Source organism: Rickettsia endosymbiont of Urophora cardui, from assembly GCF_964030725.1.
Lineage (GTDB): Bacteria > Pseudomonadota > Alphaproteobacteria > Rickettsiales > Rickettsiaceae > Rickettsia.
In genome coordinates this window covers 708,229-729,807 of the sequence record NZ_CAXIPY010000006.1, presented here as the reverse complement: position 1 = coordinate 729,807, position 21,579 = coordinate 708,229, and the positions used below count along the sequence as shown (strand labels likewise).

The window sequence follows — 21,579 nt, the reverse complement described above, 5'->3', positions numbered from 1 at the left end:
TTGATTGAATATTACTCTTCCAGGAGTTTCGCACTTAGCAAAGTTGCGAATCAGTTAAAAGCCATCTGATATTGTTTTGAATTGATGTTTTTATAACTTCCCAAGTTTGTTGATATAAAGTAATGTTTTCATTTATCCTCCTTTTATTCATATCAAGCCAGGCAAATACTGCAAGGCAAATATGATTTCTTTGAGCTCGGCCCGTGCGTGCCTGACAGCGTTCAATACCACAAGTTTGTTTTAATTCTCGATGATAAACCTCTATAGACCAACGTGCCTTAACAATTTTCTCTATTTGCTCACGTGTGGGATTTTCCAAGTTCGTTGTTATGTAATCAATGCGACCATTCTTTGCCACAAACTTAAATACCGTAACCCAACCGTATCCACGTAGGTGAATTTTTAGCCCCTCATCGGGTATCTCTAAACTTTCCAAGCTAACATTATGATTAACTTTTCTATTTTTCCTTAGGGTGGTAACCCATAGCCAGCCTAAATTACGTATATGTTTTAAATTCTCCAACCCGCTATACCAAGCATCCATGACTATGGCATCAGGATTGAGACCTCTTGCTTTAGCTAAAGTAAGCATATCACAAAAATGCTCATTCTTTGTTTTACCATCAGTGTCTTTATCATATATTCTATAATCTACGGGAGTAGATTGAGCAATTTTAGTATTGTAATGTAGTAAGTTTACCATTCCTATACCAGGTATAACATCATGTACAGCTCCAGAATATTGATAACGTACAAGCTCAATCTTCTGACTGTATTGCTTTGATAATAAGGTGTCATCCCCCACTAATAAACACGGTGCTTCCCAATCTATATATTTTGACACTTCCTTATAGATTTCGCTAGGACGAAAATCCTTACTCTTTAACCATCGACTTGCACTATCGTGAGATAGATCTACTGGACTCACTTCAGATAATGCCTTGCTAGTATATCTGACACTACTTGCTTGTAAAAATGATTTATATAAGTCCTTGCTACATTTTGTTCTTGTCATTTTTATCTAAAACTATTTTTCTCTAGATTAACATACTTTTTGCTAAGTGCGAAACTCCTGTCTTCTATACTTTGCCGGCGTTACTAAATGATATATTAGTACTGTGACATTATGACTCTTATGTATATAACTGCTTTCTTCCATTCAAGTAGTACATCACGAAGCAGAGCTTCGGGGAATTAAACCCTGAGAGATTAAAAAAAGTGGCGAGTGTATCAATCTATAATTTGTATTATATATCAAATAATTTACTTTAAATTGTAGAAATATCGCTTTTAAGCTGATAAAAGCACTAATCTTATCCGCCCTAATTGCATACTGTATGAAACCTAACAAACCTGCTATATCTCAAAATTAGCTAATCCAGAATTCAGGTTTAAAATACTTAATTTATTTATACTCATCTCCTTGGATTTATAGTAGGCTGTAGATCGACTAATCTTTAATAGTGCACACTGTCTTGATTTTGAGAGTTGATTTAGCTTGGAGTGTACAAGACTCTTTTTATTTGATAAATCCAAGCTTTTGAGCTTTCCCACGGCCCAGTCCCTCTCAACTGTGATTCTACCAAGAGCTTTAGCAAGTTCATCATTTTGCTCTTGTAAATGATTTATTTGTTCTTGATATTCACTCAAAACTTTAGCTGGTTCAAAAGCTAATGCCGCATTACCTAAAAACTGTTTTTTCCAATTTTGAATTGTTTTAACACTTATTGCATATTTTGAAGCTAACTGACCAAGTGTCGACTCCTCTTTTATTAATTCTAATACTATCCCCGTTTTTTCTGAAGCACTGAAAATTTTTACTTTATTTTTCTTCATCTTTCCTCTTAAGTTTATTGCTATTTATTCTAACTTATTGCGGAAACACACTCCTTCATTTTTTTGTCCAATTTTTTCATGTATGGACCTCCTGTAGAATGCAAGAAAAAAATAACATCAATAATAAAAACAAACAAATGCAGTCATGTATCCGGCTTATAGCTGATAAATCAACCTAATTTATTCTACAGCCCTGATGGAATTCGCTGGCTTACAAACTATATACTTATCAGTCCATCGGCTTCTAAAAGAGCCACTGAAAAACGCAGTTTTTTTGTAAGCTAAGGTTTGTCTTATTTACCATCAATATTAATTATCTCAAGCATATTTCGGGTTGGAATCTCTTACATATTGTTTTGCTTTTACCTATTCATTATATAAATCACCATTTATTTTACTTATAAGTGCTATGCTACACACTCTTTAGCTACAAACTTTACTCTCTACATAATCATCTCCTGATCTTAGTACAGCAAACACCACTCTTGCCAACTTATTAGCTATGGCAACTGTCGTTTTATTATGGCTACTTCGCTCAGATAAATTAAACATCCATTTCGTAAATTGGCTAAAATCTTTTTTAGATTTCTGTTCTTCCGATGTAAATCTTATCTTGGCATTTAGTACAGCTCTAGCCCCTTGAATTAATAAAGTGCGTAAGTATACATCACCTCGCTTGCTAATTCCCAGCAGCTTATCCTTCCCACCACTTGAATGTTGTCTTGGCACTAATCCTAGCCATGCCGATAATTGCCTGCCATTCTCAAAACTTGTAGCATTACCTATTGATGCTATTAAAGCAGTAGCAGTAATTAAACCAAGACCAGGTATAGCTCTTAATCGTTGATATTGAGTTAGGTTACTTGCTATCATTGTTAATCGTTTTTCTATCTCTTTTATTTTTCTGTTATTATCTAAGAATTCTTCTTTTAGTTCACTAAATGTTTGATAACTTAACTGGCTTAATTTCCCTGCATCTAAAATCTCAATTAATTTTGTGATAACCTTATTAATGCCTTGAGGAACAATAAAACCAAACTCATGTAGTAGCCCCCTAATTTCATTAGCAAGTGCTGTACGATTTTTTACCAATCTCTCTCTTACCCTATGTATTGATAAAATTTCTTGTTGCTCTATAGTTTTAATTGCAACAAATCTCATATTAGGTCTTGTCACGGCTTCACATATCGCTTCAGCATCTGCTTGATCATTTTTATTAGTTTTAACATATGGTTTGACAAATTGCGGTGCCATTAGTTTTACTTCATGCCCTAATTTAGTTATTTCTCTTGCCCAATAACTAGAACCACCACAAGCTTCCATCCCTACTAAACATTGTGGTAAATTAGCCATAAATGTCAAAACCTGATCTCTCATCAATTTTTTCTTTAATACTGTCTTGCCATTTTTATCTACACCATGAATTTGAAAAATTCTTTTTGCAATATCTATACCAATTGTAGTAACCTCCATATGGACCTCCTTAATTGTTGTTTTAATATGTTAAATATTAACCCTAGAAGATTAGCAACTGCTTTTCATTCTCTATATCAGGAGGTCCATACCATTAGTCCATGATATCCCACTACAAGTGAGCTAGATGACAAAAATAACGCTGTGATACCTAGTATTCTAAGGCTTCTTAGTCAATGCATGCTCTAGTACCTGATCAATATTTGAGACAGGGATAATTTCTAGACTACTTTTTATATTCGGTGGTATGTCTTTTAAATCCTTGACGTTTTCTTCAGGAATTAATACGGTTTTAATCCCTCCCCTGCTTGCGGCTAGCAGCTTTTCCTTAAGACCGCCAATCGGTAGAACATTCCCTCGTAAAGTTACCTCACCAGTCATAGCAACAGTGCGGCGTACTGGTATTTTAGTCATTAACGAAACAATGGTGGTAAACAAAGCACAACCGGCAGAAGGTCCATCTTTTGGAATAGCACCGGCGGGAACATGGATATGAACATCAAAATCTTTATAATCTTCATATTTTAAGCCAAAATCAGCCGCTCTACTTCTAAAGCAACTATATGCAGCCATTGCTGATTCTTTCATTACATCGCCAAGCTTTCCGGTAGTTTTTATTTCACCTTTACCCGGGAATGATAAAGCTTCAATAGTTAAAAGCTCGCCGCCTACCTCCGTATAAGCAAGCCCTGTGGTGCTACCTATTTGATCGTTTTTTTCTGCAAGACCAAAATTATATTTTCTAGCACCTAAAAACTCTTCTAGATTATTGCTATCTACAGAAATATGCTTAACTTTTTTATCAGCTAGAATTTGCTTTAATGCCTTTCTGGTTAATGCTCCTATTTCACGCTCTAATGATCTTACGCCTGACTCTTTAGTGTAATATCTAATTAAATCTAAAATAGCATCATCGAAGATAGTAATTTCATCCTTTTTAATTTTATGCATTTTAAGCTGCTTAGGAACTAGATAATTCTTAGCAATTTGAATTTTTTCCTCTTCTACATAACCTGAAATATCGATAATTTCCATTCTATCGATTAAAGCTCTAGGTAAATTATAAGAGTTAGCAGTTGCAATAAATATTACATTTGATAAATCATATTCCACTTCTAAATAATGATCAACAAAATGGCTATTTTGTTCAGGATCTAACACCTCAAGCAATGCTGATGCAGGATCACCTCTAAAGTCCGAACCCATTTTATCTATTTCATCAAGTAACATAACCGGGTTACTTGTCTTAACTTTCTTAAGCTGAGTAAGGATTTTACCAGGCATTGAGCCAAGATAAGTTTTTCTATGCCCTCTAATTTCAGCCTCATCTCGAACACCACCTAAGGCAAACTTGGTATATTTTCTACCCATCCCCTCGGCAATAGATTTTATTAAAGATGTTTTACCAACGCCAGGAGGACCGATTAAGCATAATATAGGACCTCTAATTTTACTGGAACGCTGTAATACTGCTAAATATTCTATTATTCGCTCTTTAACTTTCTCTAAGCCAAAATGATCGCGATTTAAAATTTTTTCAGCTTGGTTAATATCGATTTTACTATTATCATATTTACCCCAAGGCAGGCTAAGTAGTGTTTCAAGATAATTACGTGTTACTCCGGATTCTGCTGACATCTGATTCATAGTGCGGAGCTTTTTAAGTTCAGCTTCGGCTTTTTCTCTAGCTTCTTTCGATAGTTTTGCAGCTTTAATTTTTTTATCAAATTCAGCAAGATCTGATTTATCTTCATCAAGCTCTTTCTGAATCGCTTTCATCTGCTCATGCAAATAATAATCACGCTGGGTTTTCTCTATTTGTTTTTTCACCCTTTGTTGCAAAGCTTGTTCGGTTTCTGAATTAACTATATTGGATGTAAGAATGTTAATAATTGTACTGATACGCTTAAAAGGACTTGTTTCCTCAAGTAAGCGTTGTTTTTCTTCAAGCGAAGTAATCAGATGTGAAGCTAAAATATTTATAATATTTATAAAATTACTAGTCTCACTTATTTCTTTATTTATAGTTTCAATAATTTCTGCATTGATTTTTTTATCACTACCGGCATATTTAGCAAATAATTGCACAGCATTATCAACTAATGACCGCATATTATTAGCATCGAATATTTCTTCATCAGGGATAATTTCGTAACTTGCTTCAAATGCTTCATCACCTTTAATATTACTTATCTTTACTCTTGCTATTGCTTCTACTAATATTTTTGCAGTAGTGTTAGGTAATTTTACTATTTGCATAACCTTAGCAAGTATACCAACATCGTAAAGCTCGTTTTTATTTGGGTTTTCTTGATCAAATTTTTTCTGCAATGTTACTAAAATGTACTTGCTATTATCTTCTTCAGAAAGTGTTGTATTAGAAAGAGCATGCAGGGATTTTTGCCTACCTACAAATACAGGAGCAATTACACCAGGAAATACTACTATATCTCGCAGTGCCATTAATGGCAGTGATTTTTTCTTCATCAATTAAAACCTTTGAAATTTGACGGGTATTAATTATATAATATAGTATTAAGACTATTTCAAGCTACCATTATTATTTATGAATTTATTACTTCAAAATCCTAAAAATGTAGCAACTGCACATAACAGGATTAAACAATATCTGCATTTAACTCCGATGGTTCATTCCGAAAGCTTAAACGAGATGCTTGGACATGAGGTTTTTTTTAAGGTTGAATCACTGCAAAAAACTGGTGCATTTAAAGTAAGAGGCGTATTAAATCATTTATTAGAATTAAAAGAACGAGGAAAGCTACCTGAAAAAATAGTTGGTTATAGCACAGGTAATCATGGAATCGGACTTGCTTATGCCGGTAAAATACTTGGTATTAAAGCAAGAATTTATTTGCCGTTAAATACTTCTCGTGTAAAACAGCAAGCAGTAATTCATTATGGTGGGGAAGTTATATATACCGATACTCGGCAAGAAGCAGAAGAAAAAGCAAAGCTAGATGAAATGCAAGGCTTTTACTATATGCACCCATCCGATAGCGATTCTACGATAGCGGGAGCTGGTACGTTATGTTATGAGGCTTTGCAACAGCTTGGATTTAGCCCTGATGCTATTTTTGCCTCTTGCGGTGGTGGCGGACTGATCTCAGGCTCTTACCTTGCGAAAGAATTAATATCACCAACTAGCTTGTTGATAGGTTCAGAACCGCTATCGGCTAATGATGCTTATTTATCAGTTAAGAATAATGAAATATTTAGGTTTAAGGATTCACCTAATACTATTGCCGACGGTCTTAAAACTCTAAGTGTTTCGGCTCGTACTTTTGAGTATTTAAAAAAACTTGATCATTTTTATTTAGCAGATGAATATGAAATATATTATTGGACGGCTTGGCTTACCCATTTGCTTAAAGTAATATGTGAGCCATCAAGTAGTATAAATATGGCTTCAGTGGTAAACTGGTTAAAAACACAAACAACTCCTAAAAAGCTGCTTGTGCTAATATCCGGCGGTAATATCGACCCTATCCTTTATAACGAGCTATGGAAAGAAGAATATTTAACCGTGCCGCCTAACATATAGCTAACGCGGAAAGGTTTTTACCATAGTTTTTGTATTTACTCACATATTCACCAGATCTAAATCCTATTAAACATTGCTGGACTAACTTTAAAAACTGTTTACGTAAAATTATTGATCAATGCCTAAGTTTTTCCTAATCTGTGGTAGAAACATTTCCGTGTTAGCTATATCTGCTTAAAAATTCGTTTAATTCGTATAATTTTCCGGAAAACTAAAACAAGTAAGAAAGCAAAAATTTTAGAAATTTCATATAAAAATGCGAAAATCCATCCTACTGAAGTTTTGACACAATCCTTTCCATACGGAGAAATGTATTCCAATTTTTTTATACTTTTTTAACGCCAATTTAGGATAAGAGAAGTTGTTCTGGAGCTAAAGCATCAAGTTTTATACGAGATTTAGTGATAGCATAAGAAGTAACACAAGCTAGAATATGCACCAAGAAATTAACAGGAGATCTATGCCTTGTATGCTCTAGGTTCATTCTATTTTTTAGTATATTAAAAAAATCTATCATAACTCAACATTAATCTTCTTTAAACCCTTTATCTATAAGCTTTCTATCTATCCCTTATCCTAAATTAGCGTTTTTAGTAATAACAAAATTTATTTATTCTATTTGGATACATAATGTATCAAAAACTGTAGCAATTTTGTCTAATATTGCTGGTTTATACTCACTAATATTATTGGGTAATGCTAGCTTTTTAATGATGCTCCTCGCAGCAGAGCTACGAGGTATCTAAAAAAGTTTTAGTTGTTTCTTATGATATCACGAAGCAGAGCTTCGGGGAATTAAACCCTGAGAGATTAAATGAGGTTTTGGTAATTTGATTACTTCCATCAAAACTTGATTTTATTGTAATTTCCAACTTACCATGTTTATTACTTTTGCGTATTACTGGTGCAAATGGTTTGACCTGATGATTATTTCTAATATTTCTATGATCTGGTATCCCTCTGGATATAGAGATAGTGGACTAATGGTATGGACCTCCTGATATAGAGAATGAAAAGCAGTTGCTAATCTTCTAGGGTTAATATTTAACATATTAAAACAACAATTAAGGAGGTCCATATGGAGGTTACTACAATTGGTATAGATATTGCAAAAAGAATTTTTCAAATTCATGGTGTAGATAAAAATGGCAAGACAGTATTAAAGAAAAAATTGATGAGAGATCAGGTTTTGACATTTATGGCTAATTTACCACAATGTTTAGTAGGGATGGAAGCTTGTGGTGGTTCTAGTTATTGGGCAAGAGAAATAACTAAATTAGGGCATGAAGTAAAACTAATGGCACCGCAATTTGTCAAACCATATGTTAAAACTAATAAAAATGATCAAGCAGATGCTGAAGCGATATGTGAAGCCGTGACAAGACCTAATATGAGATTTGTTGCAATTAAAACTATAGAGCAACAAGAAATTTTATCAATACATAGGGTAAGAGAGAGATTGGTAAAAAATCGTACAGCACTTGCTAATGAAATTAGGGGGCTACTACATGAGTTTGGTTTTATTGTTCCTCAAGGCATTAATAAGGTTATCACAAAATTAATTGAGATTTTAGATGCAGGGAAATTAAGCCAGTTAAGTTATCAAACATTTAGTGAACTAAAAGAAGAATTCTTAGATAATAACAGAAAAATAAAAGAGATAGAAAAACGATTAACAATGATAGCAAGTAACCTAACTCAATATCAACGATTAAGAGCTATACCTGGTCTTGGTTTAATTACTGCTACTGCTTTAATAGCATCAATAGGTAATGCTACAAGTTTTGAGAATGGCAGGCAATTATCGGCATGGCTAGGATTAGTGCCAAGACAACATTCAAGTGGTGGGAAGGATAAGCTGCTGGGAATTAGCAAGCGAGGTGATGTATACTTACGCACTTTATTAATTCAAGGGGCTAGAGCTGTACTAAATGCCAAGATAAGATTTACATCGGAAGAACAGAAATCTAAAAAAGATTTTAGCCAATTTACGAAATGGATGTTTAATTTATCTGAGCGAAGTAGCCATAATAAAACGACAGTTGCCATAGCTAATAAGTTGGCAAGAGTGGTGTTTGCTGTACTAAGATCAGGAGATGATTATGTAGAGAGTAAAGTTTGTAGCTAAAGAGTGTGTAGCATAGCACTTATAAGTAAAATAAATGGTGATTTATATAATGAATAGGTAAAAGCAAAACAATATGTAAGAGATTCCAACCCGAAATATGCTTGAGATAATTAATATTGATGGTAAATAAGACAAACCTTAGCTTACAAAAAAACTGCGTTTTTCAGTGGCTCTTTTAGAAGCCGATGGACTGATAAGTATATAGTTTGTAAGCCAGCGAATTCCATCAGGGCTGTAGAATAAATTAGGTTGATTTATCAGCTATAAGCCGGATACATGACTGCATTTGTTTGTTTTTATTATTGATGTTATTTTTTTCTTGCATTCTACAGGAGGTCCATACATGAAAAATCAAGACAAAAAAATGAGTAGTAGGCTCTGTCTCATCAATTGTGTAAATTTCGTGAACTATAATGGACTAATGGTATGGACCTCCTGATATAGAGAATGAAAAGCAGTTGCTAATCTTCTAGGGTTAATATTTAACATATTAAAACAACAATTAAGGAGGTCCATATGGAGGTTACTACAATTGGTATAGATATTGCAAAAAGAATTTTTCAAATTCATGGTGTAGATAAAAATGGCAAGACAGTATTAAAGAAAAAATTGATGAGAGATCAGGTTTTGACATTTATGGCTAATTTACCACAATGTTTAGTAGGGATGGAAGCTTGTGGTGGTTCTAGTTATTGGGCAAGAGAAATAACTAAATTAGGGCATGAAGTAAAACTAATGGCACCGCAATTTGTCAAACCATATGTTAAAACTAATAAAAATGATCAAGCAGATGCTGAAGCGATATGTGAAGCCGTGACAAGACCTAATATGAGATTTGTTGCAATTAAAACTATATAGCTAACGCGAAAAGGTTTTTACCATAGTTTTTGTATTTACTCACATATTCACCAGATCTAAATCCTATTAAACATTGCTGGACTAACTTTAAAAACTGTTTACATAAAATTATTGATCAATGCCTAAGTTTTTCCTAATATGTGGTAGAAACATTTCCGTGTTAGCTATAGAGCAACAAGAAATTTTATCAATACATAGGGTAAGAGAGAGATTGGTAAAAAATCGTACAGCACTTGCTAATGAAATTAGGGGGCTACTACATGAGTTTGGTTTTATTGTTCCTCAAGGCATTAATAAGGTTATCACAAAATTAATTGAGATTTTAGATGCAGGGAAATTAAGCCAGTTAAGTTATCAAACATTTAGTGAACTAAAAGAAGAATTCTTAGATAATAACAGAAAAATAAAAGAGATAGAAAAACGATTAACAATGATAGCAAGTAACCTAACTCAATATCAACGATTAAGAGCTATACCTGGTCTTGGTTTAATTACTGCTACTGCTTTAATAGCATCAATAGGTAATGCTACAAGTTTTGAGAATGGCAGGCAATTATCGGCATGGCTAGGATTAGTGCCAAGACAACATTCAAGTGGTGGGAAGGATAAGCTGCTGGGAATTAGCAAGCGAGGTGATGTATACTTACGCACTTTATTAATTCAAGGGGCTAGAGCTGTACTAAATGCCAAGATAAGATTTACATCGGAAGAACAGAAATCTAAAAAAGATTTTAGCCAATTTACGAAATGGATGTTTAATTTATCTGAGCGAAGTAGCCATAATAAAACGACAGTTGCCATAGCTAATAAGTTGGCAAGAGTGGTGTTTGCTGTACTAAGATCAGGAGATGATTATGTAGAGAGTAAAGTTTGTAGCTAAAGAGTGTGTAGCATAGCACTTATAAGTAAAATAAATGGTGATTTATATAATGAATAGGTAAAAGCAAAACAATATGTAAGAGATTCCAACCCGAAATATGCTTGAGATAATTAATATTGATGGTAAATAAGACAAACCTTAGCTTACAAAAAAACTGCGTTTTTCAGTGGCTCTTTTAGAAGCCGATGGACTGATAAGTATATAGTTTGTAAGCCAGCGAATTCCATCAGGGCTGTAGAATAAATTAGGTTGATTTATCAGCTATAAGCCGGATACATGACTGCATTTGTTTGTTTTTATTATTGATGTTATTTTTTTCTTGCATTCTACAGGAGGTCCATACATGAAAAAATTGGACAAAAAAATGAAGGAGTGTGTTTCCGCAATAAGTTAGAATAAATAGCAATAAACTTAAGAGGAAAGATGAAGAAAAATAAAGTAAAAATTTTCAGTGCTTCAGAAAAAACGGGGATAGTATTAGAATTAATCTCTCAGGGTTTAATTCCCCGAAGCTCTGCTTCGTGATATCATAAGAAACAACTAAAACTTTTTTAGATACCTCGTAGCTCTGCTGCGAGGAGCATCATTTACAAACCTGAATTCTGGATTAATCTAGGTTTGGAAGTAAGTATTTACAAGGGATAGAAGATACTCTATATAATTTTTAGCAAAAAAACAAGAGTATCCCCATGAAGAAAGATATTACTGCATTATTTTGTTTTGTCGATGATTTTTGTAAAATTAGCGAGCAGTGGATTAATAAATTATTTCTACCATTAATATTATTCTATCATGAATTTCAATTATACTAGTTTACAAAGCAATAATTTAACCTTAGCTTGGCTTAAGCTTGGTATAATATCTTTAGGGTTTGCTGGTTTATATTCGGTTGTTCTGGTAGTACTTCGCACGCCGCAACTAGCTAGCTTTTTCCCCAATCCTCATATTTTCAAATCTGCATTAATTATTCACGTTGATTTATCGGTATTAATTTGGCTACTATCTATTATAGCAAGTGTTTGGGGTAGTGGAACGTCATTGCGAGAAGCGAAGCGACGTGGCAATCTTGTCAAACATTCTGAGATTGCCACGCTCCTTTTAGTCGCTCGCAATGACACGTTCCGCCTCTACCCCAAACTCGCTTTCTTTGCTACCATCCTTATAGCCATTTCCCCTATAGCTGGACATAATCCGGTCATGAATAATTATATACCGATGCTTGAGAATATAATATTCGTCTTAGGTCTTAGCTTATTCGGTATTACTTTACTTCTATATGCTATTAATATTCTATATTTTTTCAACTGGGCAAACTGGAGTAATTTAATTAACTTCACTATTTTATCGACTATAATAATGTATATCTTGAGTTGGGTTTGTTTTTGGTGTTCTTATAGTGATTTACAAAATGTTATCCAAATTATTCCTATCGAGATAGAATTTTATTATGAGTTGCTTTTTTGGAGCGGCGGTCATTTACTGCAATTTATATATACTCAAATAGCAATGTTTATTTGGATTATGTTATTTGAGAAGCTAATAGGCAGAGAATCAAAATTCCAAAAATTCTATCTGTTCTTGCTATATTTAAATTTTGTTTTCAGCACTCTGATTATTTGGGGGCATATCTCTTACGATATTATTGATGGTAATTTTAAAGAATTTTATACCAACCATATGAAATATCTAGGTGGAATAGCACCCGGATTATGTGTGGTCGTTATGTTGCTGGAATGGGTTTTATGCTATAGTCGTCATTGCGAGCAACTAAAAGGAGCGTGGCAATCTCATGAGAATTTCCTGAGATTGCTTCGGCGCTACGCTCCTCGCAATGACGAAAAAATAGAGCCATACAATAATATCACTCTCACTACAGCCTCTATAACTAAATCCACCCTCCTCTGTTCCATTACTTTATTCCTACTCGGTGGTTTGATAGCCATAAATATATCCGGCATAAATGTAGTGATCCCTGCACATTATCATGGCTCTATTGTGGGAATAAGCATCGCTTGTATGGGGTATTGTTATTTGAGTGTTAAACGTCATTGCGAGGAGCGTAGGGCGTTGTTGCATGGATCGAAAAACGCGTTCGGTGTCATACCGTGGCTTTACCACGGTATCCAAAAAATAAATAAAAATATCAATAATATTGATATTTTTAACTGGATCCCGCGATCAAGTCGCGGGATGACAATAACAACCACACTCTACCTCCTTACCTTTGGGCAGATTCTACACATATTAGGGCTTGCTTTTGCCGGTGGTTATGGCGTTATGCGTAAAGACCCAAATACTGTAATGCCGCTATCTGCTAAGCTATTAATGGGTATGATGGGCGGCGGCGGGCTTATGGCTATAGTAGGTGGCTTGATGTTTGTCTTTATTTGTGGTAAAATAATCTTTTTGAAAAATAAACAAAATTATGACGAATGATGCTCCTCGCAGCAGAGCTACGAGGTATCTAAAACAGTTTTAGTTGTTTCTTATGATATCACGAAGCAGAGCTTCGGGGAATTAAACCCTGAGAGATTAAGATTTATCGGTGAGGATCCCAATCGTGAAGGATTATTTAAAACTCCGGATAGAGTAATCAAAAGCTATGAAGAAATCTTTTCACTGAAGTTTTGACAAAAAATTTTTATTAAAAAAAGTGGCGAGTGTATCAATCTATAATTTGTATTATATATCAAATAATTTACTTTAAATTGTAGAAATATCGCTTTTAAGCTGATAAAAGCACTAAATATTTAACTTTAAATATAAATTTTTACTTTAGTCAGAAAAATTAGAATTTTTGTCAAAACTTCAGTTTTCAGGATATGGCAAAAATATTGAGGAAATATTAGAAACAAAATTTAGCGACACCGGTAATTTTCAAGATTTTATTTCATTAGAAGGTATAAAATTCACCTCTTTTTGTGAACATCATATGTTACCTTTTAGCGGTACAGTACATATAGCTTATATTCCAGATAATTGTATTGTCGGTATAAGTAAGCTTGCACGAATAGTAAACGCTTTTGCTAAGAGATTGCAAATTCAAGAAAAAATGACAGTACAAATAGCTGAAAGCGTGCAGGAAAATTTAAAGCCACTTGGTGTTGCAGTTAAAATATCAGCTTTACATAGCTGTATGTCAATGCGTGGTGTAATGCAAGATAACAGCATTATGAACACTATGCATTATACGGGAATATTCGCCGAACAACAAAAATATCGTCATGAATTCTTAAACCTTACTTCGAAAAAATAATATGTTACTATCCAAATATTTCTTACCTGTTTTAAAAGAAGACCCAAGTGAAGCCCAAATAACTTCTCATAAGCTAATGCTTAGAAGTGGAATGATTAGGCAACAAGCTGCCGGTATTTATAGCTGGTTACCACTCGGTTTAAAAGTGCTTAAAAATATTGAGAATATTGTACGCTCAAATATGGATAAAGCTGGTTGTCTAGAAGTCTTAATGCCTTGTATACAACCAGCACATTTATGGGTAGAATCCGGACGTTTTGATAATTACGGCAAAGAGATGTTAAAGTTTCAAGATCGTCATGATAATACTTTGTTATTTGGTCCAACTAATGAAGATATGGTGACGGATATTTTCCGTAATAATATTAAATCATATAAGGATTTACCAAAAAACCTTTACCATATTCAATGGAAGTTTCGTGACGAAATTAGACCACGATTTGGTGTTATGAGAGGTCGAGAATTTCTAATGAAAGATGCCTATTCTTTCGATATTGATGAAGAAAGTGCGGTTAAGACTTACAATCAGATGTATAAGGCTTATATTAATACTTTCAGAGATTTAGGCGTATTTGCTGTTCCGGTTATTGCCGATAATGGTCCGATAGGCGGAAAATTAAGCCATGAGTTTCATATTATTGCCGAAACCGGTGAAAGCAATATTTATTACGATAAAAGATTTAAGACACTAAAAGATAACCCCGATATTGATATTGAAGAAATAAAAAGCTGGTATGCAGCTGCTGAAGAGAAACACGATGCAAGTAAATTATCGTCTGATAAAGAAATAACTAGTAGCAAAGGTATAGAGGTTGGACATATTTTCTATATTGGCACAAAATACTCCGTTAACATGAATGCCCTTATTAATGATGAGCATGGCAAATTAACACCGATAGAAATGAGTTCATACGGCATAGGTATTTCAAGGCTAGTTGCAGCTATCATAGAAGCAAATAGTGATGCAAAAGGTATTATATGGCCTACCGCTGTTGCACCTTTTAAAATTTCATTAATTAACCTAAATATTCATGATAGCAAATGCTTAGAGCTTGCAGAAAGAGTTTATAATGAGCTACTTGCTCAAAATATTGAGGTGTTATACGATGACACTGACGTAAGAGCCGGAAGTAAATTTGCAACGCATGATCTTATCGGCTCACCTTACCAAATAATAATTGGTCCTAAAAAAGCTGCAAATAATATTGTCGAGCTTAAAAACCGCAAAAATGGCGAAATAGAAGATATTGATTTAAATAAAAGAGCTTTAAACTCATACTTAACGAGTCTTTTGTAATGATTGTGTAAATTTTTGTTGAGCCTATATTAGAAGTAATTAAAAATATAGGTAACAGAAATGCAAATAGAGAAGAATAAAAAAATAAATGAAGCAATAGATTTGCTGATAAAAGGCGGAGTAGATTGGTAAATTCCAGTATTAATTAAGCCAGATTTATATTTTCTTCCCATACCTCATTGGGTGTTTTATAACCGAGCACTTTTCTTGGTAAATTATTTAGTCTATCCGCCAAAAACACTTCAAATCCTGATCATTTGTAATGGGATAGAGTTTTGACAACAAATTGCTAAGATTTTCAATAAAAATTAATAAGTTATGTTAATTTTTACTGATACATTTCTGTGTTGGTCTAATTTTGATATGGAGCTATTGTTAACGATTTTTTATCGTTCATCTAGTTTTTGCATGATGATATTTTTGATTTATGTGGAGTTAGACACGATTTGTAAATGATTTGCAATGCATCGTAAATTCAAACCAATAGCAGAGATTATTGGATTGATAATATCTCCTATCATACCTTTCAAGAAGTTTCTACCCATCCGACCATATTGCTTTAAGTGACCTATTATTGGTTCTATGGCACTGCGTCTCTTGATCATAGACTTGTCCTCTTGTAACAACTTCTTCCGCGTTTTTGGGGTATATACCTTACTCTTCTCCTTTACATTGCTACCACTATACCCAAGATCAACAAATGATTTCTTTATCTTGATTCCAGTGACACTCTCTACTGCTTCAAAGCTCTGATGCAATGTATGACCATCATAAGGATTATTATGAAACGATTTTGCGGATAAAACAAAATTTCTACGACCACTTACTACTACCGCTACTTTATTGCCAAACTCATATGGCTTGTTGCGTTTTCCCTTTCCTATACACTCTACTTCAGGGGCATGAAAACTATATAATACTTTGTTATCTTCTTTATATTGCTTTTTAGCTTCTCTTTTTAAAACAGATTGGTTATGTATTTGTTTTATTTTTTGCAATACTTCTTGATTTTTGAGAGACAAGTTTAATTGCTTATTTTTGATCTCACGCTCACATACTCTAATCAAACGACCCAGTAATATTTTTAAATGCTTCATTATTTTCCAACGCTTCTTGGCTTTACTATGTTCTTTATATTTCCATAGCTTTACTATATCGCGTTTATAGGTTCTAGCGTATGTTTCATTCAAATGTATACCCAAACTGTTGCAAAGCTTTACTATGCTAAGCCTAGCTTTATCCATTAAATAAACATCGTGTGGGTGTTTGATATTCTTAATTTGTACAGTCGTATCAGCGATGATTAATTCCAAATCTTTTTTTTTAATTGTGTTAGTTTTTATCCCAACCCTGATCAACTCCGATAATATCTCATTATATCCAGCTTCACCTAATACACTACGAAACCGTCGTATACTAGTTTCCGAGATAGCTATGTCTTTTTCTATATATTCCCACCCGCAGAAATACTGCCAATACATATTCTCTTTTAGCTCTTCCTCTGATAATGAATCTGAAAAATTATACATTGCTTGTAGCATCGTTATGCCAAGCATCACTCTATGACATTTTCTATTTCTACCAAATTTCTTAATACAAACATTTTTTGATAACCACTCTTCGAGCCTAGACCAATTTATTAATTCTCTTAATTTATATAGCTTATTATTTGGGTTTAATTCTTCTTTTAATTTATAACCAAACAGTTTCCCTTGTTCTTGCGATTTGATAATGTTGTCTATTGGCATTGACTGAAATCCATAAGGTTTATGACCATATTTTATCATTTTCTTACGGATTGTTGTATTACTTCTTGTCTTAAAACCATATTATCTATAAGGCTTGTAGAGTTTTGGCGGACGGACTATTTAAAAAATCCTCAATTTCTTGTAATTGCTTTATTGTTAATTTTTTTATATCTAAAGATTTAGAGTATACTCTGTGCACCATTGAGTTAATCTTCTCTATCAATGGTTTTTGCCATGGAGAATAAGGATTGCAAAAATATACTTTTCGTTCAGATTTTGGCAATAGTTGTTCATGATTGGTAAATTCTTTGCCATTATCTAACGTTATGCTTTTGATTATATGCGACAATTGTTTAAGTTTTTTATTCATGTTACCAATCACATCTTGTGTTCTTTTTGAACGGTTTAAAGTGAGAAACACTTTTTGTGTTCTGATATCCACAAGAGCGCCTATATTACGACTTTGATTACCTTTGTTAAAAGTTAAATCACCTTCTAAATGACCTATTGCTGCTATCTTTCTATTTATCTCTGGTCTTTCAGTAATGGAAACTCGATTTGGTATTGTAATTCTTTTGTTTCTGATTCTTGTACCATGATGCAACCTATTTTTCCTTTTTCTTGCTAAAGATAAATATAATTTTTGCCTTTGTGCTATAGGAGATGTATAAATAAACTGGTATATACTCTCTGTAGAAATATTGACAGTATCTCGTGATAGTTTACGTCTACCTGAAATTATATCTGGTGAAATACCCTGTGTTAACTGCTTTATTATTTCTGCTCGTAAATTATTATCAATATCTAATTTTCTTTTTCTCTTACCTTGCCTTAAACTGCAAGCAAGTGTGTTAGCCCTATCTGGTCTATAATTATGCCTCATTCTCTTGAGTTCATAACATATAGTGCTTTTATCACGGCCAATCTTTGTCCCTATATATCGCGAGCTATAACCACTCTTATTCATTTCGTATATTTTAAATCTTTCATCTATCGTTAAATGAGCCATGATATATCTATATTTAAATGATGCTCCTCGCAGCAGAGCTACGAGGTATCTAAAAAAGTTTTAGTTGTTTCTTATGATATCACGAAGCAGAGCTTCGGGGAATTAAACCCTGAGAGATTAAATACTGATGCAATTAATGATCGTTTACGTAACATAGCTTTATCTTCTAATGCTAGTAAATAATTCTTCATATCCTTGCGAATATTAGTTATCATTCTTAAATTTCTAGAATAGAGTTTAAACCATAACTCTTTACAAATATACGCTTTATCACCAAATACCTTACCTGTTATCTTCTGAGTTATAGATTCAAGAACAGATAAATCAGCTCTATTTGCTTTTGTTATTTTAACAGCTATAATCTCTGATTAATGATTAAATGTCATTTAAATCCCATAAACCAACCATAACTAGTCCGTCCGCCAAAACTCTAAAAAATATCACTTGTGTCACTAATTTCCAAAAATAGTGCGATTTTAGAGCAAATTACTCTAATTTTGAGGGCTAATTTTAAATTTTTCTATGAAAAAACACACTATTTCTCAAAATGTACTCAATGTTCTCATTGCCATTTTTTCGTATTTCCATAAGCTTTTCATATAAAACCTTTCATTTTCTTATGGATTTTACTATGCATTTTTGCCTTAAAACCCTATTGCCTATAAGGCTTTTAGAGTTTTGGCGGAGAGACTAACTACTCATCCCAACTTTGGCCATTTTACCAAAAACTCTATTACTAGAAGTGCGCTTAGCATGACAAATAGATAGTTTTGTTGAATCAATAAAATATATTCCCGTATCTTCACCTCGTAGTAATTGCAACATTATTGACAATGGCAATATTAACCTTGGCCATAATTGTACTATTCTACTATAACATGGTAAATTAAAGTAACCCTTATATTTATGCGGTAAGTAGTATAAATAATAGTTTTTAAAGTCCTTGCAAGGCGATAGATAAAAATATATGACTATTGTCATCAATTCTGCAAGACTTAATTTTCCTATTCTATGCCTTTGCTGATTTGTTGATAATAGACGGTGTTCTATCCATTCTTCATATATTTTACAAAAATTATCTACTAAATAATATACAGTTATGATACATCTTTTCATGTTGAGTTACTGATCTTTTATTAAAAAAATCTATCATAACTCAACATTAATCTCCTTTAAACCCTTTATCTATAAGCTTTCTATCTATCCCTTATCCTAAATTAGCGTTAGAAGACTCGAACCTAAAGTTTGTTAATAGAATTAAGGACTGTTTCTAAGATCATACTAGCTGCTACTGCGTCATCATTATTATTACGCTCTTTTCGTTTAATACCGAATGATTTGAGAAAATTATTTGCGGCTTTTGTAGTGAGTCGTTCGTCTTGTAGATATATAGGTAAATTTATAGATTTTGTCAATTCTTCGGCAAATTTTATTACTATAGCTGATTGCTCTGTCTGCATTCCGCTCATATCAATCGGCAAGCCTATTACAATACCGCAAGCTTTATACTGTTCAATTTTCTCCAGCAAAGAGGCTATAATCGCTTTTTTACTTGCTTCAGTGATAATATTTAGTGGCATGGCTATGTTACGTTCTTGATTAGATATAGCAATGCCTATTTTTTTACTGCCGTAATCAATAGAGATTAGAGGTGCATTTGGTAATAAAAGCCGATAAAATTCTTGAAGATTATTTATGATCATGATAGGTTGTGTGTACAAAATTTACATAATTATTGTATTATATGCTAAAAAATATCCAAAAACATTTAGATATTAAATTAATTAAATTATCGGCAATTTTAGCCTTTATTTACTGCTTATTATTTAATAGTGCAATATTAATTTATAAATTTGATTATTATAAAGCAACAATCTTCAGAGGAATATTAGAACTATCAAAAGATTTCTGCTATGTTTATATATTTTCTTTTATAGCATTTTTTGGTCTTAGCGTACATAGATTAGCATTAAAAATTGGTTCATGCTTTTTATTTATCACTTCTGCAATAGCTAGCTATTATATTTATTTCTTTAAAATAACCCCTGCTAAGCAAGTAATTGGTAGTTTTTTCTCAACAGATTTAAACGAAGTTTATGAACTTACAAGTATTAAATTAATAATATGGATAATTTTTAGTTTATTTACTTGTCTTTACACACTCAGAACTTGCGCTACTTCTGATACTAAATCTTTCATCACAAAACTATTATCAGCAGCTTGCTTACTTATCTTTTTATATAATATCATTACTCCATCTTTTAAAATATTAAAAAATTACTTTCCTGTTCAGTATTTACATAATACTTATCTTAATTTTGCTGGAAGTCTAGGAGGTAAAAATCATGCTCAAATAGATATCAGTAAGCAGTATAATTGCGCAGATAATTCCGATAATGATATTATCGGTGTTTTAGTCATAGGAGAGTCCGCAAGATTTGATCATTTCGGTATTAACGGTTATATGCGTGATACAACACCTCGATTGAAAAATATTGAAAATCTTACTTCCTTTAAAGCTAAATCCGCATCAAACTGAACTTATATTTCTATACCCTCCAAGACTTACGCTATTAACCCACTCATTAAATACCTGACATAATAATTGCAAATACTAAGTTACTGAAGTTTTGACAAAAAATTTTTATTAAAAAAAGTGGCGAGTGTATCAATCTATAATTTGTATTATATATCAAATCATTTACTTTAAATTGTAGAAATATCGCTTTTAAGCTGATAAAAGCACTAAATATTTAACTTTAAATATAAATTTTTACTTTAGTCAGAAAAATTAGAATTTTTGTCAAAACTTCAGATAACTGTATATTATTTAGTAGATAATTTTTGTAAAATATATGAAGAATGGATAGAACACCGTCTATTATCAACAAATCAGCAAAGGCATAGAATAGGAAAAATGATGCTCCTCGCAGCAGAGCTACGAGGTATCTAAAAAAGTTTTAGTTGTTTCTTATGATATCACGAAGCAGAGCTTCGGGGAATTAAACCCTGAGAGATTAAGTCTTGCAGAATTGATGACAATAGTCATATATTTTTATCTATCGCCTTGCAAGGACTTTAAAAACTATTATTTATACTACTTACCGCATAAATATAAGGGTTACTTTAATTTACCATGTTATAGTAGAATAGTACAATTATGGCCAAGGTTAATATTGCCATTGTCAATAATGTTGCAATTACTACGAGGTGAAGATACAGGAATATATTTTATTGATTCAACAAAACTATCTATTTGTCATGCTAAGCGCACTTGACTAACGAATATTAGAATTACCCTCAACGCACATTAAAATTACCTATAAAAAAGAAGTAACTATGGACAGTAAAATCGAATAAAAATTTATTTTTAAATATTTAAATATTATTCGAGAATTACTGATGACATGTACAAATAACCAAGTAGGTAGTCCCTCCGCCAAAACTCTAAAAAATATCACTTGTGTCACTAATTTCCAAAAATAGTGCGATTTTAGAGCAAATTACTCTAATTTTGAGGGCTGATTTTAAA

At 32.8% G+C, this 21,579-nt stretch carries 12 protein-coding genes and 10 pseudogenes; 11 read left to right on the top strand and 11 right to left on the bottom strand.

Annotation, left to right across the window (positions count from 1 at the left end; translation table 11 throughout):
* Window positions 1-34 precede the first annotated feature (34 nt).
* The 5 genes and pseudogenes from AAHI98_RS11870 to lon all read right to left on the bottom strand — a co-directional run bounded on the left by AAHI98_RS11870 (window position 35) and on the right by lon (window position 5,796).
* A complete protein-coding gene (locus AAHI98_RS11870; RefSeq protein WP_342225548.1) occupies window positions 35-1,015 on the bottom strand; it encodes an IS701 family transposase in 981 nt (326 codons plus the stop codon).
* 51 nt (window positions 1,016-1,066) lie between these two features.
* Window positions 1,067-1,159: pseudogene (locus tag AAHI98_RS18225) on the bottom strand (IS200/IS605 family transposase); the annotation flags it as partial.
* Window positions 1,160-1,356: 197 nt separating this feature from the next.
* Window positions 1,357-1,836, bottom strand: coding sequence for a transposase (locus AAHI98_RS11865; protein WP_342225947.1), 480 nt, complete (start codon window positions 1,834-1,836; stop codon window positions 1,357-1,359).
* A 423-nt stretch (window positions 1,837-2,259) separates the two neighbouring features.
* A complete protein-coding gene (locus tag AAHI98_RS11860; protein WP_342224642.1) occupies window positions 2,260-3,309 on the bottom strand; it encodes an IS110 family RNA-guided transposase in 1,050 nt (349 codons plus the stop codon).
* Between the two features lie 159 nt (window positions 3,310-3,468).
* The gene (gene lon / locus AAHI98_RS11855) at window positions 3,469-5,796 is read right to left on the bottom strand and encodes an endopeptidase La (RefSeq protein WP_342225946.1); all 2,328 of its coding nucleotides are present in this window, start codon (window positions 5,794-5,796) and stop codon (window positions 3,469-3,471) included.
* Window positions 5,797-5,875: 79 nt separating this feature from the next.
* Between lon and AAHI98_RS11850 the strand changes: the two genes are divergently transcribed.
* Window positions 5,876-6,871, top strand: coding sequence for a serine/threonine dehydratase (locus tag AAHI98_RS11850; RefSeq protein ID WP_342225945.1), 996 nt, complete (start codon window positions 5,876-5,878; stop codon window positions 6,869-6,871).
* A 346-nt stretch (window positions 6,872-7,217) separates the two neighbouring features.
* Here AAHI98_RS11850 and AAHI98_RS18720 read toward each other — a convergent pair.
* Window positions 7,218-7,376 (bottom strand): annotated as a pseudogene (locus tag AAHI98_RS18720) (IS982 family transposase); the annotation flags it as partial.
* 573 nt (window positions 7,377-7,949) lie between these two features.
* Here AAHI98_RS18720 and AAHI98_RS11845 point away from each other — a divergent pair.
* The 8 genes and pseudogenes from AAHI98_RS11845 to proS all read left to right on the top strand — a co-directional run bounded on the left by AAHI98_RS11845 (window position 7,950) and on the right by proS (window position 15,290).
* A complete protein-coding gene (locus AAHI98_RS11845; protein WP_342224642.1) occupies window positions 7,950-8,999 on the top strand; it encodes an IS110 family RNA-guided transposase in 1,050 nt (349 codons plus the stop codon).
* Between the two features lie 516 nt (window positions 9,000-9,515).
* Window positions 9,516-9,851: pseudogene (locus AAHI98_RS11840) on the top strand (IS110 family transposase); the annotation flags it as partial.
* Window positions 9,852-10,041: 190 nt separating this feature from the next.
* Window positions 10,042-10,737 (top strand): annotated as a pseudogene (locus AAHI98_RS11835) (IS110 family RNA-guided transposase); the annotation flags it as partial.
* Between the two features lie 689 nt (window positions 10,738-11,426).
* Window positions 11,427-11,519 (top strand): annotated as a pseudogene (locus AAHI98_RS18715) (IS982 family transposase); the annotation flags it as partial.
* A gap of 343 nt (window positions 11,520-11,862) precedes the next feature.
* Window positions 11,863-13,173: pseudogene (locus AAHI98_RS18220) on the top strand (hypothetical protein); the annotation flags it as partial.
* 57 nt (window positions 13,174-13,230) lie between these two features.
* Window positions 13,231-13,368, top strand: coding sequence for a GTP cyclohydrolase I (locus AAHI98_RS11825; RefSeq protein ID WP_410526253.1), 138 nt, complete (start codon window positions 13,231-13,233; stop codon window positions 13,366-13,368).
* A gap of 181 nt (window positions 13,369-13,549) precedes the next feature.
* Window positions 13,550-13,993 (top strand): annotated as a pseudogene (gene folE, locus AAHI98_RS11820) (GTP cyclohydrolase I); the annotation flags it as partial.
* Window position 13,994: 1 nt separating this feature from the next.
* Window positions 13,995-15,290: a proline--tRNA ligase gene (gene proS, locus AAHI98_RS11815; RefSeq protein ID WP_342225943.1), complete on the top strand. Its 1,296-nt coding sequence runs from the start codon at window positions 13,995-13,997 to the stop codon at window positions 15,288-15,290.
* A 425-nt stretch (window positions 15,291-15,715) separates the two neighbouring features.
* Here the strand turns inward: proS and AAHI98_RS11810 are convergent, their stop codons facing one another.
* The 5 genes and pseudogenes from AAHI98_RS11810 to ruvX all read right to left on the bottom strand — a co-directional run bounded on the left by AAHI98_RS11810 (window position 15,716) and on the right by ruvX (window position 19,750).
* A complete protein-coding gene (locus AAHI98_RS11810) occupies window positions 15,716-17,077 on the bottom strand; it encodes an IS5 family transposase (protein WP_342224717.1) in 1,362 nt (453 codons plus the stop codon).
* Window positions 17,078-17,123: 46 nt separating this feature from the next.
* Window positions 17,124-18,047 (bottom strand): IS30 family transposase, encoded by a 924-nt coding sequence (locus AAHI98_RS11805; RefSeq protein ID WP_342224957.1) that lies wholly within the window; start codon window positions 18,045-18,047, stop codon window positions 17,124-17,126.
* Window positions 18,048-18,118: 71 nt separating this feature from the next.
* Window positions 18,119-18,406, bottom strand: coding sequence for a transposase (locus AAHI98_RS11800; protein ID WP_458693698.1), 288 nt, complete (start codon window positions 18,404-18,406; stop codon window positions 18,119-18,121).
* A gap of 334 nt (window positions 18,407-18,740) precedes the next feature.
* Window positions 18,741-19,163: pseudogene (locus tag AAHI98_RS11795) on the bottom strand (transposase); the annotation flags it as partial.
* A 122-nt stretch (window positions 19,164-19,285) separates the two neighbouring features.
* Window positions 19,286-19,750 carry a Holliday junction resolvase RuvX gene (gene ruvX / locus AAHI98_RS11790; protein WP_011477475.1) on the bottom strand — a complete coding sequence of 155 codons (465 nt, stop codon included), beginning with the start codon at window positions 19,748-19,750 and terminating at the stop codon, window positions 19,286-19,288.
* Window positions 19,751-19,791: 41 nt separating this feature from the next.
* Here ruvX and AAHI98_RS11785 point away from each other — a divergent pair.
* Both AAHI98_RS11785 and AAHI98_RS18215 read left to right on the top strand, forming a co-directional pair.
* Window positions 19,792-20,583: pseudogene (locus AAHI98_RS11785) on the top strand (phosphoethanolamine transferase domain-containing protein); the annotation flags it as partial.
* A 484-nt stretch (window positions 20,584-21,067) separates the two neighbouring features.
* Window positions 21,068-21,322 (top strand): annotated as a pseudogene (locus AAHI98_RS18215) (IS982 family transposase); the annotation flags it as partial.
* Between the last annotated feature and the right edge of the window lie 257 nt (window positions 21,323-21,579).

Bases quoted from the DNA above. Each gene is read 5' to 3' on its own strand.
- AAHI98_RS11805 (WP_342224957.1), bottom strand. From the start codon at position 18,047: ATGGCTCATTTAACGATAGATGAAAGATTTAAAATATACGAAATGAAT.
- AAHI98_RS11865 (WP_342225947.1), bottom strand. From the start codon at position 1,836: ATGAAGAAAAATAAAGTAAAAATTTTCAGTGCTTCAGAAAAAACGGGG.
- AAHI98_RS11870 (WP_342225548.1), bottom strand. From the start codon at position 1,015: ATGACAAGAACAAAATGTAGCAAGGACTTATATAAATCATTTTTACAA.
- proS (WP_342225943.1), top strand. From the start codon at position 13,995: ATGTTACTATCCAAATATTTCTTACCTGTTTTAAAAGAAGACCCAAGT.
- AAHI98_RS11860 (WP_342224642.1), bottom strand. From the start codon at position 3,309: ATGGAGGTTACTACAATTGGTATAGATATTGCAAAAAGAATTTTTCAA.
- AAHI98_RS11845 (WP_342224642.1), top strand. From the start codon at position 7,950: ATGGAGGTTACTACAATTGGTATAGATATTGCAAAAAGAATTTTTCAA.
- ruvX (WP_011477475.1), bottom strand. From the start codon at position 19,750: ATGATCATAAATAATCTTCAAGAATTTTATCGGCTTTTATTACCAAAT.
- AAHI98_RS11850 (WP_342225945.1), top strand. From the start codon at position 5,876: ATGAATTTATTACTTCAAAATCCTAAAAATGTAGCAACTGCACATAAC.
- AAHI98_RS11810 (WP_342224717.1), bottom strand. From the start codon at position 17,077: ATGATAAAATATGGTCATAAACCTTATGGATTTCAGTCAATGCCAATA.
- lon (WP_342225946.1), bottom strand. From the start codon at position 5,796: ATGAAGAAAAAATCACTGCCATTAATGGCACTGCGAGATATAGTAGTA.